We start from the raw sequence: 16,238 nt of genomic DNA, 5'->3' as shown, positions 1-16,238 counted from the left end.
TGCGTCGCCTCGGCCTCCGTCACTGCTGTCCGTGTCGTGTGACGGCCGTCGCGGACGCGGTCCAACAGCGCGGATCCGTGCCCACAGCCGAGGGAGGAGTGGTCCCGAGATGCGCTTCACCCCCACCCCGAAGAGCGGGGCACCGCGCAAGATCAAAGGTGGAGGGCGGTCGCCATGTTGTCCGCCGTGACGGTGGCGGGGGCGACCCTGGGGGAGGGGCCACGGGGAGGAGGATCGGGCACCCAGAAGGTGAAAGTCCGAACGGAAAGTTGCAGAAATCTCTTACGACAGCGGCAAGTTACCGGCGCGGAACAGTGCCGTAAAGGGGTCTCGCTTCAACTTTCTGTCGCGCCGCCGCTGAACGCGCTCGCCTCGCAGGTCGGCTGACGTCACGTCAAGGGCCTTGCAGGGAGGGGATGTCGGAGGGGTTGACGGTGGTTGAACGCTGCCCTTACGGTCACGACCGCAACATCTTGCAGTCATCTTTCTGCAACGTATTGCAAGGGTGGGTCGACTCCCCAGTCCTCCGTCGGCCGGCACCCGGGACACCCGCATCCTCACACGGGAGACTCCATGCACCGGAGTACCAGCAGCGCACGCAGAACCACCGCCGCGGCGCTCGCCCTCGCCGTCGGCGTGGCCGGCGGCCTCCTCGTCACCGCGGCACCGGCTCAGGCCGCCCCGCCCGGCGACAAGGACGTCACCGCGGTGATGTTCGAGTGGAAGTTCGACTCGGTGGCCGAGGCGTGCACCGACACCCTCGGCCCGGCCGGCTACGGCTTCGTCCAGGTCTCCCCGCCGCAGGAGCACATCCAGGGCGGACAGTGGTGGACCTCCTATCAGCCGGTCAGCTACGAGATCGCGGGCCGTCTCGGCGACCGCGGACAGTTCAAGAGCATGGTCGACACGTGTCACGCGGCGGGTGTGAAGGTCATCGCCGACTCGGTCGTCAACCACATGTCGGCAGGCAACGGCACCGGGACCGGCGGCTCGTCGTACACCAAGTACACCTACCCGGGCGTCTACTCGGCGCCCGACTTCGACAACTGCACCTCGCAGATCAACAACTACGGCGACCGCTTCAACGTCCAGGAGTGCGAGCTGGTCGGCCTCGCCGACCTGGACACCGGTGAGGACCACGTACGGGGCAAGATCGCCGGTTACCTCAACGACCTGCTGTCCCTGGGCGTCGACGGCTTCCGGATCGACGCGGCCAAGCACATGGCCGCCGGTGACCTGGCCGACATCAAGTCCCGGCTCGGCAACCCGAACGTGTACTGGAAGCACGAGGCCATCCACGGCGCCGGCGAGGCGGTCTCCCCGAGCGAGTACCTCGGCAGCGGCGACGTCCAGGAGTTCCGCTACGGACGCGACCTCAAGCGTGTCCTCAACGGCGAGAACCTCGCGTACCTGAAGAACTTCGGTGAAGCCTGGGGCTACATGTCCTCGGACAAGTCCAACGTCTTCGTCGCCAACCACGACACCGAGCGCAACGGCGAGACCCTCAGCTACAAGGACGGCGCCGGCTACACCCTGGCCCACGTCTTCATGCTGGCCTGGCCCTACGGCAACCCCGACGTCCACTCCGGCTACGAGTTCACCGACCGCGACGCAGGACCGCCGAGCGGCGGTCAGGTGAACGCCTGTTACAGCGACGGCTGGAAGTGCCAGCACGCCTGGCGCGAGATCTCCTCCATGGTCGGCTTCCGCAACGCCGCCCGCGGCCAGTCCGTGACCGACTGGTGGGACAACGGCGGCGACCAGATCGCCTTCGGACGCGGCTCCAAGGCGTACGTCGCCATCAACCACGAGGGTTCCTCGCTGACCCGCACGTTCCAGACCTCCCTGCCCGCCGGCGACTACTGCGACGTGCAGTCCGGCAGGGGCGTCACCGTCGACGGATCCGGCCGGTTCACCGCCGCCCTCGGCGCCGACACGGCCCTGGCCCTGCACGTCGACGCCCGGAACTGCGACGGGGGTACTGACCCCGATCCGGTGACCTCAGGCGTGTCCTTCGCCGTCAACGCCACCACCACCTGGGGCCAGAACATCTACGTGACCGGCAACCGGCCGGAACTCGGCAACTGGAACCCCGGCAGCGCCCTCAAGCTCGACCCCGCCGCCTACCCGGTGTGGAAGCTGGACGTGGAACTCCCCGAAGGCACCTCCTTCGAGTACAAGTACATCCGCAAGGACGCGTCGGGGAACGCGACCTGGGAAAGCGGCGCCAACCGCACCGCGACCGTCACCTCCACGAAGATCACCCTGAACGACACCTGGCGCGGCTGACGTTCCCCGTCCCCTCGCTGTCCGGCTGCCCCCTCCCCCCGGGGGGCAGCCCTCGCCGAGTAGTGCCTGCGGTACCTGAGAGTGGGCAGCCCGTGGGTTGGCGCACGCCTTCGTGCGCACGGAAACCTACTGGCATGACACCACGCAAGGCAGCAGTGCTCTCCTCGGCCCTCCTCCTCTCCCTGAGCGCCGTAGCGGTGGCCACCCCGGCCACCGCCGGCACGCCGGAACACTCCTCCGGCCCGACCGCGGCGAGCGTGGTCGACGCGATCGAGCGCAGCGCCCACACACTGAGGAGCACCGACCCCGAAGGCGGCCTGCGGGACTTGAGCGCGCTGGGCCGCATGGTGAAGGACGCCGAGGTGGTGGGCCTGGGCGAGGCCACCCACGGCTCCCGGGACTTCTTCCGGATGAAGCACCGGGTCCTGCGCTATCTGGTCGAGCGGAAGGGCTTCCGGACCTTCTCCCTGGAACTGCCCTGGAGCAGCGGCGTCCGCGTCGACGAGTACGTGCTGTACGGCAAGGGCGACCTCGACCGCATAGCGCGCGAGGAGTTCCAGGGCTCCTACCGCATCTGGAACAACGCGGACTACCTGGACCTCATCGAGTGGATGCGCGCCCACAACCGCCACCACCCCACCGACCCGGTGCGCTTCGCGGGCAACGACATGGGCTACGCCGGACCGGAGCTGTACCGGCGGGTGACCGACCACGTGGCCCGTGCCCACCCGCACCTGAAGGCCCGCGTCGCCGCCCTCTACGACGGCCTGGCACCGGCCACCGACGCCGCCACGTACATGGAGCAGTACCTCGAACTCCCCCTGCCGGAACGCAAGAAGCGCGCCGAGCGCACCCTGGAGGCGTACGAACTGCTCCGCGGCCAGCGCGCGGTCCCCGGTTCGAGCCGGCGGGAACACGTCCGGACGGTCCAGCACGCGAGGGCCATCCACCAGATGGCCAAGGGGTATTCCTACGACATCACCGACGAGGCCCAGGTCACGGAGATGATGAAGTACCGCGACCGGGTGATGGCCGAGAACGTGGCCTGGTGGCACCGGCACACCGGCGACCGGATCCTGCTGTCGGCCCACAACACCCACGTCTCCTACGAGGCCTTCGACCCGCGCTACCCGAAGACGCAGGGCGCGTTCCTGCGCGACGCGCTGGGCGGGGACTACGTCAGCATCGGCTTCAGTTTCCACAGCGGCGCCTTCAAGGCGTTCGGCACCGACGACGTGATCCGCACCTACCGCGTGGACGCCGCGAAGCCGGGCTCCAACGAACACACCCTGGACCGGGCCCGCCCACGCGACTACGTCCTGGACATGCGCACGGCTCCCCGCTCCGTGCGCACCTGGCTGGCCGAGCCCCGCCCCACCTGGAACATAGGCGCCGGCTGGCCCGACCCCGTGGAATACAGGATCGCCCTCGGCGAGGCCCATGACATCCTCATTCACCTGAACGAGGTCGAGGCGACCACGTACCTGGGCGACCGGTGATTCCCGACCGGACGCCATGCGAAAACAGCCGATCATGTGCGTATGTGACCGAATGAGACGCCTGATCGGCTGGTCATCCCCCACCCCGCTGTGCGCTGTCAGTGGCGGTCCGTAGTCTCGACGGTGTGGAGGGGAAAGAGAGAAACGCACCGCAGGGGCAGGAAGCGGACGCGGAGGTCTGGCAGCGGCTGAGCGCGTACGCCTACCTCAGCGCGCCCGAGCGCCTGGAGTACGTCGCGGTGATGCGCGTGTTCTGCGGCACGCTGCTGACGGACCTGTCCGTGCCCGACCTGCTCACCAAGCTGGCCGAGCGCGGCGGCCCGGGGGCGGGACTGGACGCGGAGACGCTCCCCCGCAGGCTCGAGGAGCTCGTGCGCTGGGGCAATCTGCTGCGCAGCACCCACACCGTCAGGGCGACGAGCATCGCCGAGTACCAGCGCTCCCGCTCCCGCTACCAGCTCTCCAAGCTGGGGGAGCGGGTGCAGCGCGACGCGGACGAGGTGCTGGCCGGGGCGGACGCGGCCCGCGAGGTGAGCAGCGAGCTGCTGGCGCTGGTCGACCGCGGTCTGCGCGAGATCGCCGCCATGGCCGCGGCACCGGGCGGCGCGGATCCGCAGCAGGCGCTGGAGCGGATCAGCACGCTCTTCGTGCAGTTCACCGGCTTCGCCGAGTCCGTCCGCGACTTCTACGCCTACCTGGGCCAGGTGCTGGCGCGCTACGACCTCGACTCGGCCGAGTACCAGGGCTTCAAGGAACTGCTGCTCGACTACGTGCAGGCCATCACCGAGGACGTCTCCTTCCGGGCCCCGCGCATCGCGGCCCACCTGGACGCCGTCCGGCCGCACCTGCCGGCGCTGCTCGCCCGCATCGACGCGCACGCGGCGGGCATCGGAGCACCCGCCGACGGCCTGCCCGAGACCCGGGTGCAGCGCAGCCGCGGCCGGGACCTGGCGGACTGGGAGGGCATGCGGGAGTGGTTCACCGCCACCGGAGCGCACTCCAGCCAGGTGGACCAGCTGCGGGACGCCACCCTGCGCGCCCTGCAGGCGCTGCTCGCCAACGCCAAGCGGATGCTGCGCTCGGCCTCCGGCGAGATGTCCCGCCGCAGGGACCTGCTGCGGCTCGCGGCCTGGTTCGACGCCGCGGAACCGGAGGAGGCCCACGACCTGGCGGTCGCCGCCTTCGGGCTCTACGGCGCACGGCACCTGGGAGTCGCGCCCGACCCCGACCGGTCCGTACCGGCCTATGTGAGCTGGTGGACCGGCCCCGTGGTGGACGTGCCGGTGGCGCTGCGCGAACGGGGCAGCAGATCACCGCGCGGACGCGCGGCGGCGGCCGAGGACCACGGCGAGCAGAAGCGCCGCCTCGTGGAGCAGGCCCGGCAGCAGGCCGAGGCCCGGCAGGCGGCGGCCGAAGAACTGCGCAGCGCGTCCGGCCGGTTCGACCAGGTACGCCTCGGCGCCCCCGCCATGCGACTGCTGCTGGAGCTGCTCACCACCGCACTCGGCAATGCCCGGCTGCACCGGGAAAGCGACGGCTTCCTGCTCGACGGCGCACAGGCGGAGGACGCGGACCTCGGCATCCGGCTGACCGCGTGGCGCACGCCCGGCCGGTCCACGGTCCTGCGGTCCGTGGACGGCGACCTGACCGCGGACGACCTCACCGTGGCCGTCGAGCACATCTCCGTACCGACGCCGGCGGCAACGATGCCCGAGGCCAGGGAGGCGAGCGCCTGATGCCCCTGCCCTCCGCCCACGACGTCGCCCTCGCCGCCGAACGCCGCACCGCCGCCCGGCTCCTGCTGGCCCACCCGCTGGTCACCAGCACCGGACCGCACAGCGACACGTTCCCCCTGATCCGCCGCCACGCCGACTGGCTCGCCCAGCGCTTCCAGCAGGTGTTCGGCTACCGCCTGCTGGTCGAGGCCTCCTACGCCCGGCTGTTCAAGGCGGGCCTCGGCCCGAACTCGGGCCACCGCCTGGAACGGCCGTCGACCGGAACGCCGTTCACCCCACGGACGTACGCCTACCTGACCCTCGCCCTGTCCGTCCTCGTCACCGCCCCGGAACAACTCCTGCTCTCCCAGCTCGTCGCCGACCTGCGCGCCGCGGCCGTCGACGCCGGCATCGAGATCACCGACACCGGACGGCAGGCCGAGCGCCGCACCCTCGCCGCCGCCCTGCGCCAACTCGTCGACTGGGGCGTCCTGGTGGAGACCGAGGGCCAGGTGACGGCCGTCGCCGAGGAGCGGGACGGGGAAGCACTGCTCACCGTGGACCGCGACCTCGCGCGAGCCGTCGTCGCCGGCCCGCTCGCCCAGAGCCGCGACGGCGCCGACCTCGTCCGCCGGGCCGCCGACCCCGGCTTCGGAGGACCCCGTACGTACGTCCGGCGGCGCCTCGTCGAAACCCCCGTCGTCCACCTCGACGACCTCACCGACGCCGAGCGCGAGTGGCTGCGCACCCGGCAGCGGCGCGAGGCGCAGGCCTTCTCCGAACTGCTCGGCCTGGAGGCCGAGATCCGCGCCGAGGGCATCGCCCTGATCGACACGGACGACGACCTCACCGACCTCCACCTCCCGGGCACCGGCACGGTCGCCCAGGCCGCGCTGCTCCTCGTGGAGCGGCTGGTCGAGCGGCTGCGACCCGAGGACCCGGGCCATCCGGCGGTCGGCGGCCGGCTCGTCATCGGGGTACCCGTCCCGGACGGACTGCTGCCCGGCCTGCTCGACGAACTGATCGAGGAGTACGGCAGGCGCGGCACCTGGCAGCGCGGCCACCTGGAGGACCGGGACGGATTCCTCGCCGCCGTACTCGACCTCCTCGTCCGGATGCGTCTGATCGCCCCCGCCGGCCCCGTCCGCGCGGACGGCCACGGCCTGCCCGAGGGATACGAGGAGACGACGGCCGACGGCCGCTCCGTCACCGACGTCTCGGGCGCACGCGGCCAGGACCGCGCCGACGGCGGCTGGATCCTGCTCGCCGCGGCCGCCCGCTACGCCACCACGGTGGCCGTCACACCACGTACCACCCCGTCGTCGACGGACGACCCTGCCAAGGAGCCACCCCGATGAACCGCCCGCCGTCCCCGCACCGCTACCGACTGCACCGCGCGGGCATCCGGAACGTCTGGCAGTACGACCACCAGGAGTTCACCTTCGGCGAGGGCCGCATGCTGCTGCGCGGCAAGAACGGCGCCGGCAAGTCCAAGGCCCTGGAGATGCTGCTGCCCTACCTCCTCGACGGCGACGCCCGCGCGCTGGACGCCACGGGAACCGGCCGCACCACCCTGGCCTGGCTGATGCTCGACGGCTTCACCCGGACCAACCGGCTGGGCTACCTCTGGCTGGAGTTCACGCGGACGGACGAGGAGGGCGACGAACAGCGGCTGACCGTCGGCGCCGCCGTCCGGGCGTCGCAGTCGACCAAGACGGCGAAGCCCTTCTTCTTCACCACACGCCTGCGCGTCGGAGAGGACCTCGACCTCGCCCCCGCCGGCCACCCCCTCCCCGTCGACCGGCTGAAGTCCCTGGTCGGCCCGGAGAACGTCACCGACCGCGCCGTCGAGCACCGGGCCAGGGTCGCCCGCGACCTGTTCGGCCTCACCGACCCGGCGCGCTACCGCAACCTGCTCCACCTGCTGCACCGGCTGCGCCGTCCCACCATCGGCGACCGCATCGACTCCGGCGGACTGGTCCAGGTCCTCGCCGAGACCCTGCCCGCCCTCGACGACGAGGTCGTGGAGAAGGTGGCCCGGGGCCTGGACGACCTCGACTCCGTCCGGGCCTACCTCGGACGCCTCGAACGCACCGACCGGGCACTGCGCACCTTCCTCACCTCCTACCGCGGCTACCTGCACGGCGCCCTGCGCCGCCGCGCCGACCAGGCGAGCGGTGACCTGGAGCGGCTGGCGGAGCACCGCAGGTCCGCCGCCGACGCGGTGCGCAAGGCGGAGGAACTCCGTGAGCGCGAGCGGGAACTCGACGCCCGCATCGAGACCCTCGAAGGCGAGTCGGCCGCGGCCGGGACGGACCTGGCCGCGCTGCACGCCGGCGCCGGATACCGCAGCCTGCGGGAACTCGGAGAGAAGCGCGACACCGTCACCGCCCTGCACAGCGCGGCCGGCGCCGCCTTCAAGGCCGTCCGCCAGGCGCACCTGAGCGAGGAGGAGGCAGGCCTGCGCCTCACCGCCGAGGCCGGACGGCTCGGCGAAGAACTGGTGGAACTGAGCACCGCACACGCCGAGTCGGTACGAGAGGCCGAGCGGTCCGGAGTGGACCCCGCGCACCTCGGGGAGCCCATGGCGACCCCCGTCGCCCCGGTCGCACCCGCCACCACGGCGGAACTGACCGCCCCGGGAGGCGACTTCCACCTGGTCCGGCACAGCGAGGTGCTGGCGGTCGACACCGAACTCTGCACCACCGCGCTGCACGCCTGGGACACCCGGCTCGACGCCGCACAGCCGCTGATCAGGAACCGCGTCCGCTTCGTCACCGAACTGGGCGCCCTCATCGAGCGGTCGGACGCGGCCCACCGGGAGGCGGACGAGGCCGACGCCACCCGGGAGCGCCTGGAAGAACAGGTGGAGCACGCGCGCACCCGGGTGGACCAGCGCCGGCAGGAAACCGTGCGCGAGGGAGAGGCGTACGCGGACGCGGCCGGGACGTGGACCGGCCACCTGCGGAAACTCACCGGCCTGCCCCTGGACGACGTACTCGCCCTCGTCACGCACGATCCGGCCGACGGCCCGCTGCCCGCCCACGCCCCCGACGAGGTGGCCGACACCGCCAGGTCCGCCGTCGACCCCTGGCTGACGGACCTGGCCGAGGAACGCGACGCCCTCGCCCTGACCGTCCGCGCGCTGGACACGGAACGGAACGACCTGAGGCGCCGGCGCGAGCAATGGGAGCACCGCACCGACCCCGAGCCCCCGCCCCCACCCCACCGCGCGGCGCCCCGCACACCCGGCACCGGGGCACCCCTGTACCGTCTGGTGGACTTCGCCCCCGACCTGGAACCGGACGCGCGGACCGGGCTGGAGGCCGCGCTGGAGGCGAGCGGCCTGCTCGACGCCTGGGTGCGCGCCGACGGCACGGTCCTCGACCCGGCCACACGGGACACCCTCCTGGTCCCCGGAACACCCGTGGCCGGGCCGGCGCTCACCCGGGTGCTGCGGCCCGTCGCCGCGCCGGACAGCGGGGTGACGACGGAGCAGGTGCGACGCCTGCTGGAGACGGTGGCCCTCGCCGAGGACGGAGTCCCCGTCACCGCTGTCGACACGGCCGCCGACGCGGAGACCGGACCGCCCACCGTGATCGGCACCGACGGCTCCTGGCGGCTCGGCATCGCCCGCGGCCGCCACGCCAAGCAGACCGCCGAGTACGTGGGCGCGGAGGTGCGTGCGGAGACCCGCCGCCGCGCACTGGCGGACATCGACCGCAGGCTGAGCGACCTGGAAGGCGAGCTGGAGGAGCGCCGGCACGCCCTGCGCATCCTCACCGACCACCGCGACCAGGTCGACCACACCCTGCGCCGACCGCCCTCGGCCCGTGGACTGACGGACGCGTGGGCCCGTACCGCCGAGGCCGACCGCGCCGTCGAGTCCCTCGCCTCGCAGGCGTCCGCGGCCGCCCGCGAGGCGCACCAGGCGCGTGCCCGCGCGGTCGCCGCCCGGCGCGAGACCGAGGCGACGGCGAACGCCCAGGGCCTCCCGGCGGACCCGGCCGCACTCGAAACGGTTCGCCTGGCCCTCGACCGCCTCGGACAGGGCACGCGGCAACTGCGGCGGCGGATCCGCGCGGTCCTGTCCACGGCCGAGAACCACCGCGGCAGCCGCACCGACTACGAGCGCGCCGCCTCGGCCCGCCGGGAGGCCGAGGCGGACTACGCCGAGCCGCTCGGCCGCCTGGAGGCCGCCCGTCGCACCGTCCGGGCCCTGGAGGAGGCCCTCGGCGCCACGGAGCAGGAGATCCTCGCCAGGGAGGCCGACGCGAAGCGCCGCCTGGACGCGGTGGGACGTCAACTGCCGCCCGCCCGGAGGGACCGCAGCGACGTGCACGACCTGCGCGTACGGGCGGAGGAGGACGAGCGGAAGCGGCACGAGGCACTCGCCGCACAGGAGACCGAGGCGCTGGCCTGCGGCAGGAGACTGCGCGCGGCCCTCGCGCTGCCGGGCGTACTGAAGGGAGCGGGCCTCGACACCGACGCGGACGGGGGAGCGGTCCTGAAGTCCCCGGACCCCGTCCACCGGGACGTCCGGGAGCGCATCACGGCACTGGGCCTGTTGACCGACGCCGTGCGCCGCGGCCTGGACGCCGAGCGCCGCGACATCTCCGACACCACCCTCCTCAACCGCCACACCGAACTGCGCGACCAGCTCTCCGGCGGCTACGACGCGACCATCGAGGAGAACGACGGCATCAAGCTGTGCCGGCTCGTCGACGACCAGGGCCCGCGGGACATCGCCGAGGTCGGCGAACGCATCGCGACCGAGGCCGCCGAGGCACGCGACCGTCTGACGGAACGCGAACGCGAGGTCTTCCAGCGCTTCCTGACCGGAGAGCTGGGCGACCACCTCTCCGCACAGGTACTGGCCGCGGGAGCCCTGGTCACCGCCCTCAACACCACCCTCGCCACGGTCCGCACGTCACACGGCCTGGGCGTCGCCCTCGACTGGAAACTGGCCGACGGCGTGGAGGCGGACGTCAAGGCGGCCGTCGACCTCCTGCGCAGCCCCTCGGGCCTGCGCACCCGCGAGCAGTCCGAGCGGCTCCGCGAAGTCCTCCAGCGCCGTATCGAGGACGCCCGCCGCGCCGACCCGGCCGCCGGATACGCGGCCCACCTGCGCACCGCCCTGGACTACCGGGACTGGTTCACCTTCACCCCCTGGGTGGTGAACGACGCGGCACCGGGCAGCCGCCGCAAACTCTCCGGCCGCACCGGCCTGAGCCAGGGCGAACAGCGGGTCCTGTCCTACCTGGTCCTCTTCGCCGCGGCGGCGGCGCACTTCACCGGCCTCGCCGACGCCGCCCCGCACACCCCCCGCCTCATCCTCCTCGACGACGCGTTCGCCAAGGTCGACGAGCCCACGCACGCCCGCCTCGGCCGCATCCTGGTCGACCTGGACCTCGACTTCGTCCTCACCAGCGAACGCCTGATCGGCAACTGGCCCGACGTGCCCTCCCTGCACATCTACGAATGCCTGCGCGACCCGCACGTACGGGGCGTGGCGACGCTCCACTACACGTGGAACGGGCGGCAGCGCAGACTGATGCCGGTATGAGCCGCCCCGGACGCGCCGGCGAGGGTTCCCTGGACGCCGAGACCCTCGCCTTCCTCACCCGGCCGGGCCTCACCCGCCTCTGGACGGCGGCACGCGCCCGCCTCGAACGCCAGGGCCTCCAGCCGACCGGAACCATGAGACTCCAGCGCCTGGACGCGACTGAACGCGAGGCCCTGTCCCTCCTCCTGGCCAGACCCGTCACCGGCCCCACCGCCACGGTCAGCCTCCCCGACCTGGACGCCCGCCTGCGCGCCAGCGCGGCCGGCCGGGGCCTGGCCGCGACCCTGGAGGAACTGGGCCCGCCCCTGACGGACCGCAGGGCGATCCGCGACGCGGCGGCGACCGAACGGGCCCGCGTCTGGTCGACGGCCCGGACGGAGCTGGAGTCCACCTCCCTGTCGTCCCACCCCTGGACGGAGCAGTGGCTGGAGGACCTACGACGCGGCGGCACCCTCACCCGCCAGGACCCGCACACCGCGACCACGGTCGTCACCCAGGCCATCCGCACCCTGGCGACCCTCTTCCCGGACGGCGAAGCGCACCCCGCCCCCGCCTCCTGGGGCCGCGGCGAACTGGCCACCCGCGCCACCGGCTCCGCCCACGGCCTGGACGACGGCACCCTGCTGTCCCGGCTGGTCCTGCGCGGCATAGCCCTGGCGCACGACACGGAGTTCCCCACCGACGCCCCCACCCGCCGGGCCCTGTGGCGCACGGCCTCGGTCACCCCGGACGAGGTCTCCAGCACGGTCCTCACCCACGGCCTGCGCCCCACCGGCGGCACCTGGCAGGAGGCGGCCCTGCGCGAGCGCGCCGACCACCACAGGGAAACCCACCTGACCCTGCGCGAACTGCGCACACTGCCCCTGCGGCTGCCGCCCGGCACCCGGGTCCACGTCTGCGAGAACCCCCGCGTGGTCGAGGCCGCCGCCGACACCGCCCGCACCGCACCCCTGGTCTGCACCTCGGGCAGCGCGACGACGGTCGTCCTCACCCTCCTCGACACCCTGGCGGCGTCCGGCTGCACCTTCGCCTACCACGGCGACTTCGACTGGCCCGGCATCACCCTCGCCAACCGCATCACCCAGCGCTACGCCGCCGAACCGTGGCGCATGCGCGCCCCCGACTACGAGTACCTGGCGACCCGCACCCAACTGCACGGCACCCCGCACCTCCCCCTCACCGGCCCACCGGTGGAGGCCACGTGGGACCCGGAACTGGCGCCCGCCATGGAGGCGTTGGGCATCGCCCTGCACGAGGAGGCGGCGCTCGATCTTCTCCTGGAGGACCTCAGGTGAAGAGTGCAGTCGGTCGGCGAACAAAGCGGCGGACTCGCTGACGACGTCAGTCGGTCCCTACCACGACGCAGGTCAGCAGAGGGCTGATGACGTCGTCTTGCGACCGAGGTACTGTGAAAACTCAGTCAATAAGTCACTTGCAAGGATGTGTGCGAAACGCAGTGCTGTGGCGTACCGTTGCCCGGCGATATTGAGACATCCATGAGACCGGAAGGACACCATGGCCCAGCGCGACGAGCCGGTGACCGTGACGCTGGCCGGCATTGCCCGGCTCGCCGGTGTGGGACGCGCCGCCGTCAGCAACTGGCGTCGGCGACATGGCGACTTCCCGTCCCCGGTGGCCGGTACGGACGCCAGCCCGCAGTTCTCCCTTGACTCGGTCGAGGAATGGCTGATCCGGCATGAGAAGGGTGACGCCGTTGCCAGGAGCTGGGAGCGTTTGTGGTCTCGCATCGAGGACTTGGGTGATCGGGACCGGATGGGGTTCCTCATCGCGCATGTGGGTGCGCAATTGAGCAAGGAGGGTGCGGTACCGGTGGAGCATGCGGCACCCGATGCGACAGACCTCGAGCGGGCGTTGGCAGGGGAAGCCCTCCACCTGGCGCGAAAGGACGGCGAGAGCGGTAGCAGCGGATTTCTTTTCCTCTTGGGACGCTGGCTCGGTACTCACGTGAGACAGATCGCCACAACTCCGCCTCCTCTCGCCGATCTCATGACGGAAATCGCGCAGGCGGTGCGGGTCGGGGAACGTGTAAGCTCTGTCGTTGATCCGGCCTGCGGCACCGGAGGGCTACTCGTCGCGGCAGCGCGTAGGTGGGCGGATGAGGGTGGCCTCGAGTTGGTTGGTCACGACCGTGACCCTGTTCTCGTGAGCCTGGCCGAAGCCTGGTTGGCCTTGGAGGCCCCAGAACTCGGGCGCAGGGTACTGGCGGCCGACACGCTGAGAGATGATCCCCTGCCCCAGGTCGATGCAGACCTGGTTCTGTGCAACCCTCCCTCCAACGAGCGGGACTGGGGGCACAACGAACTTGCCACCGACCGGCGCTGGCAATTCGGGCAGCCGCCCCGTACCGAGCCTGAATTGGCTTGGATTCAGCATATTCTCTCCTTGCTGGGCCCGGAGGGCCTGGCCGTCGTACTGCTGCCACCGGCCATCGCCTCGCGTCGCGCCGGGCGCCGTATCCGGGCCGGACTCGTCCGCGCGGGTGTGGTGCGCATGGTGGTGGCGTTGCCCGTCGGCGCGGCTCAGCCCTATGGGGTGGGGCTGCATCTGTGGCTGCTGCGCTCGCCGGCGGGAGAGCACACCGCCTCCTCTGTCTCGTTCGTGGACACGGCCGATTGCCGCCACACTTCAGCGACGGGACGCGGTCAAGCTGTGGACTGGGACGCCGTGCGCGATCGGATACTGGCTGGGCTCAGAGGCGACGCGGTGGAAGGGGCGGTCGCGGTTCCTGTGCTGGACTTGCTCGGCGACGAGACCGATCTCACGCCCGCCCGGCACGTACCCGCCACGGCGGTGGCCACCGCCGTGGATCTGCGTCGGTCATGGGCGGATTTCGACGCCGCTCTGCTGGCGTTGCGTGACGGCAGCAGAGCGCTCCGCACGCTCACTGCAGTACGTGAGCCGGGTGACCGCTTCGATGTGAGCGTGGCCGAACTCGAGCAGACGGGTGCGGTTACGCTGGCCGCCGGAACCCCCTTGCCTGCGGACTTCGTCCAGCGCGGCCCCCGGCCTGATGAAGCGGTACCGGTTCTCACTCCGTTACTCATGGGCGAAGGGCACGCCGGGCAGCAGTGGATGACTCCCGAGGACGTGGAGCGCCTGCACGGGGAAGGGAAGGCCACGATCACTGCATTCGGTGATGTGGTGGTCGTGGGCACCACACAGGGATACGACGCCTGGGTGGAGACCAGGGCGCCGACGGCACTCGGGCCCCACATGCACCGACTGCGTGTCGATCCCGAACGCCTCGACCCGTTCTTCCTGGCGGCATGCCTTCGGGTACGTGCGAACGCGCGGCGCGCGGGTACGCACGCGTCGGTGTCATCCCGTATCGACGTACGACGTCTGCGGGTGCTGCGATCGCCCCTGGAGGAGCAGCGGCGCCACGGTGAAATCCATCGGCAGTTGGTCGAGTTCCAGCGCGCTGCGGCGGAAATGAGCTCGGTGAGTGATGCTCTGGGGGATGTTCTCGCTGGACTGTTGGCGGAGGGCGGGCTGGCCGGTGGGTGAATGTTTGAGGCATGACTCGGGACATCGGCTTGTGAGGCAGGACGAACGCGCCCCCGGTCAGGCGTCGGGCAACTTTTCGAGCAACGTCTTGACGACCGCCGTGTGCCCCCACTCGGCCAGTTCCTGAGCCACCTCGCGGCATCGACGCACGAGTCGGTCGGGCACCTCCGGCCGGAGCGCGCACGCCTCCAGAACGACGCGTTCCCAGCAGAGCAGGGCGCCACGTGCGTCGGCCTCTTCCGGAACAGCACACTCGGCCGCTCCGACCCGGGCCTCCAGAGCCAGGATGTGTTCCGCCGTTCCCACGCTGACGCCCGCCGTCTCACGTGCCACCGCCCGGTACCGGGCACCGGCACCGGGCCAGTCCCCCGAGAGGCGGGCGGCGTCGGCACAGAGGAGCAGCGCCCGCAGCACATCCGGGTCGCGTCCGCCCCAGCGGTTCCGGACGTCCGGCAGGCATCGCACGAGCTGCTGCGCATACGGCCCTGGCCCGTGTTCGGTCAGTTCGGCCTCTGTCCGGGCGATCAGGGAGCGCAGACCAGATCGGGTCGGCCCGTTCGATGACGGACGGTGCACTGTGGGCCGACGCCGACCGGTGGCAGTGGCTTGACGGGCTCGGGTGTCGATTGCTCCGGTCACCGTGGTGAGTCCGGTCCTGAACGGTGCGGTGGGATCCGGCACCAGGACCGGATGCGGGGCCGGGTCGCCGGGCCGTGGAAGGAACGGCTGGAGAGCCGATTCGGCCTCCGTGGCGGTGGGGCGCGCGGCGGGATCCTTGTCGAGCATTCGGGCGACAAGGTCGACCAGGCCGGTCGAGAGCCCGTCGACGAAGGAGTCCAGGCGTGGGGCGGGGGTCTCGCAGTGATGCCGCTCGATCATGTGGTCGGGACTGCTCATCACGAACACGTGCTCCCCGGTGATCATCCGGAACAGGGTGCAGCCGACGCCGTAGATGTCGGCTGCCGGACCGGGGTTGCGCTCACCGAGGATGATCTCCGGAGCCTTGTAACCGATACTGCCGGGGGTCCGGCCCTCCGTGTGCCGGGTCGCGTCGGGGTCGGTCGGCAGAGCGATGCCGAAGTCGACCAGATACACGGTGCCGTCGTCGGCCAGAACGAGGTTGTGCGGCTTGACGTCGCGATGGATGACGCCGGCGGCGTGCACACGCGTCAGGATGCGAAGCACCTGGACGACGACGGCGACGGTGGCGGTCAGCGTCGGGCGGTGGGTGACGAGAAAGTCGCGGAGATCCTTTCCCTCGATGAACTCCGTGACCAGATAGGGCCTTCCGCACGCGAAGTCATAGTCCACGAGGCGGGGCACGCCCTGCCCACCCAGGCTTTCATGCATCGCGCGCTCGCGTTCGAATCGCTTGAAGGCGTTCGCGCCCGGTCGCACGCCACCATGGCCGACCGGTCCGTCCCAGAGGTTGCGAGCCAGGAACTTCACCGCGACGATCCGTCCTGTCGTCGGGTCCAGCGCCCGGTACACGCTTCCCATCCCGCCGCTTCGCGGCCCACCCGTGATCTCGAATCTTCCGGCGAACACCTGCCCGGACTCCATCGTCCTGTCCTCCTTCGTGGTCAACCACGGCCCGGCATAACGATAGTGGTGACACGTCAGTTCGCATCAAGTCGCTTG

8 protein-coding genes are annotated in these 16,238 nt (G+C 71.5%); 7 read left to right on the top strand and 1 reads right to left on the bottom strand.

Annotated elements, in window-relative coordinates:
- Nucleotides 1-573: 573 nt before the first annotated feature.
- The 7 genes from KUM38_RS40385 to KUM38_RS40355 all read left to right on the top strand — a co-directional run bounded on the left by KUM38_RS40385 (nucleotide 574) and on the right by KUM38_RS40355 (nucleotide 14,597).
- Nucleotides 574-2,289, top strand: a complete 1,716-nt coding sequence (locus KUM38_RS40385) for a carbohydrate-binding module family 20 domain-containing protein (RefSeq protein WP_217137123.1) — start codon at nucleotides 574-576, stop codon at nucleotides 2,287-2,289.
- A 134-nt stretch (nucleotides 2,290-2,423) separates the two neighbouring features.
- On the top strand, nucleotides 2,424-3,788 hold the full coding sequence (locus tag KUM38_RS40380; RefSeq protein WP_217137122.1) for an erythromycin esterase family protein: 1,365 nt from the start codon (nucleotides 2,424-2,426) through the stop codon (nucleotides 3,786-3,788).
- Nucleotides 3,789-3,913: 125 nt separating this feature from the next.
- Nucleotides 3,914-5,524 carry a TIGR02677 family protein gene (locus KUM38_RS40375; RefSeq protein ID WP_308409161.1) on the top strand — a complete coding sequence of 537 codons (1,611 nt, stop codon included), beginning with the start codon at nucleotides 3,914-3,916 and terminating at the stop codon, nucleotides 5,522-5,524.
- Entirely contained in the window at nucleotides 5,524-6,861 is a 1,338-nt protein-coding gene (locus tag KUM38_RS40370) for a TIGR02678 family protein (RefSeq protein WP_217137121.1), read from the top strand. The genes KUM38_RS40375 and KUM38_RS40370 overlap by 1 nt, the downstream gene beginning before the upstream one ends.
- Nucleotides 6,858-11,069 (top strand): TIGR02680 family protein, encoded by a 4,212-nt coding sequence (locus KUM38_RS40365; protein ID WP_217137120.1) that lies wholly within the window; start codon nucleotides 6,858-6,860, stop codon nucleotides 11,067-11,069. The genes KUM38_RS40370 and KUM38_RS40365 overlap by 4 nt, the downstream gene beginning before the upstream one ends.
- Nucleotides 11,066-12,364: a TIGR02679 family protein gene (locus KUM38_RS40360; protein ID WP_217137119.1), complete on the top strand. Its 1,299-nt coding sequence runs from the start codon at nucleotides 11,066-11,068 to the stop codon at nucleotides 12,362-12,364. Before KUM38_RS40365 ends, KUM38_RS40360 begins: the two co-directional genes overlap by 4 nt.
- A 220-nt stretch (nucleotides 12,365-12,584) precedes the next feature.
- Nucleotides 12,585-14,597 carry an N-6 DNA methylase gene (locus KUM38_RS40355; RefSeq protein ID WP_217137118.1) on the top strand — a complete coding sequence of 671 codons (2,013 nt, stop codon included), beginning with the start codon at nucleotides 12,585-12,587 and terminating at the stop codon, nucleotides 14,595-14,597.
- Nucleotides 14,598-14,654: 57 nt separating this feature from the next.
- Here the strand turns inward: KUM38_RS40355 and KUM38_RS40350 are convergent, their stop codons facing one another.
- Nucleotides 14,655-16,160: a serine/threonine-protein kinase gene (locus KUM38_RS40350; RefSeq protein WP_217137117.1), complete on the bottom strand. Its 1,506-nt coding sequence runs from the start codon at nucleotides 16,158-16,160 to the stop codon at nucleotides 14,655-14,657.
- Nucleotides 16,161-16,238: the final 78 nt, after the last annotated feature.

The organism is Streptomyces sp. AC558_RSS880 (assembly GCF_019049255.1).
Taxonomy (GTDB): domain Bacteria; phylum Actinomycetota; class Actinomycetes; order Streptomycetales; family Streptomycetaceae; genus Streptomyces.
Note: the sequence above shows the minus strand (reverse complement) of the source record. Positions and strands in the feature narration are given on the sequence as shown.

Bases quoted from the DNA above. Each gene is read 5' to 3' on its own strand.
- KUM38_RS40380 (WP_217137122.1), top strand. From the start codon at position 2,424: ATGACACCACGCAAGGCAGCAGTGCTCTCCTCGGCCCTCCTCCTCTCC.
- KUM38_RS40385 (WP_217137123.1), top strand. From the start codon at position 574: ATGCACCGGAGTACCAGCAGCGCACGCAGAACCACCGCCGCGGCGCTC.
- KUM38_RS40360 (WP_217137119.1), top strand. From the start codon at position 11,066: ATGAGCCGCCCCGGACGCGCCGGCGAGGGTTCCCTGGACGCCGAGACC.
- KUM38_RS40350 (WP_217137117.1), bottom strand. From the start codon at position 16,160: ATGGAGTCCGGGCAGGTGTTCGCCGGAAGATTCGAGATCACGGGTGGG.
- KUM38_RS40355 (WP_217137118.1), top strand. From the start codon at position 12,585: ATGGCCCAGCGCGACGAGCCGGTGACCGTGACGCTGGCCGGCATTGCC.
- KUM38_RS40365 (WP_217137120.1), top strand. From the start codon at position 6,858: ATGAACCGCCCGCCGTCCCCGCACCGCTACCGACTGCACCGCGCGGGC.
- KUM38_RS40370 (WP_217137121.1), top strand. From the start codon at position 5,524: ATGCCCCTGCCCTCCGCCCACGACGTCGCCCTCGCCGCCGAACGCCGC.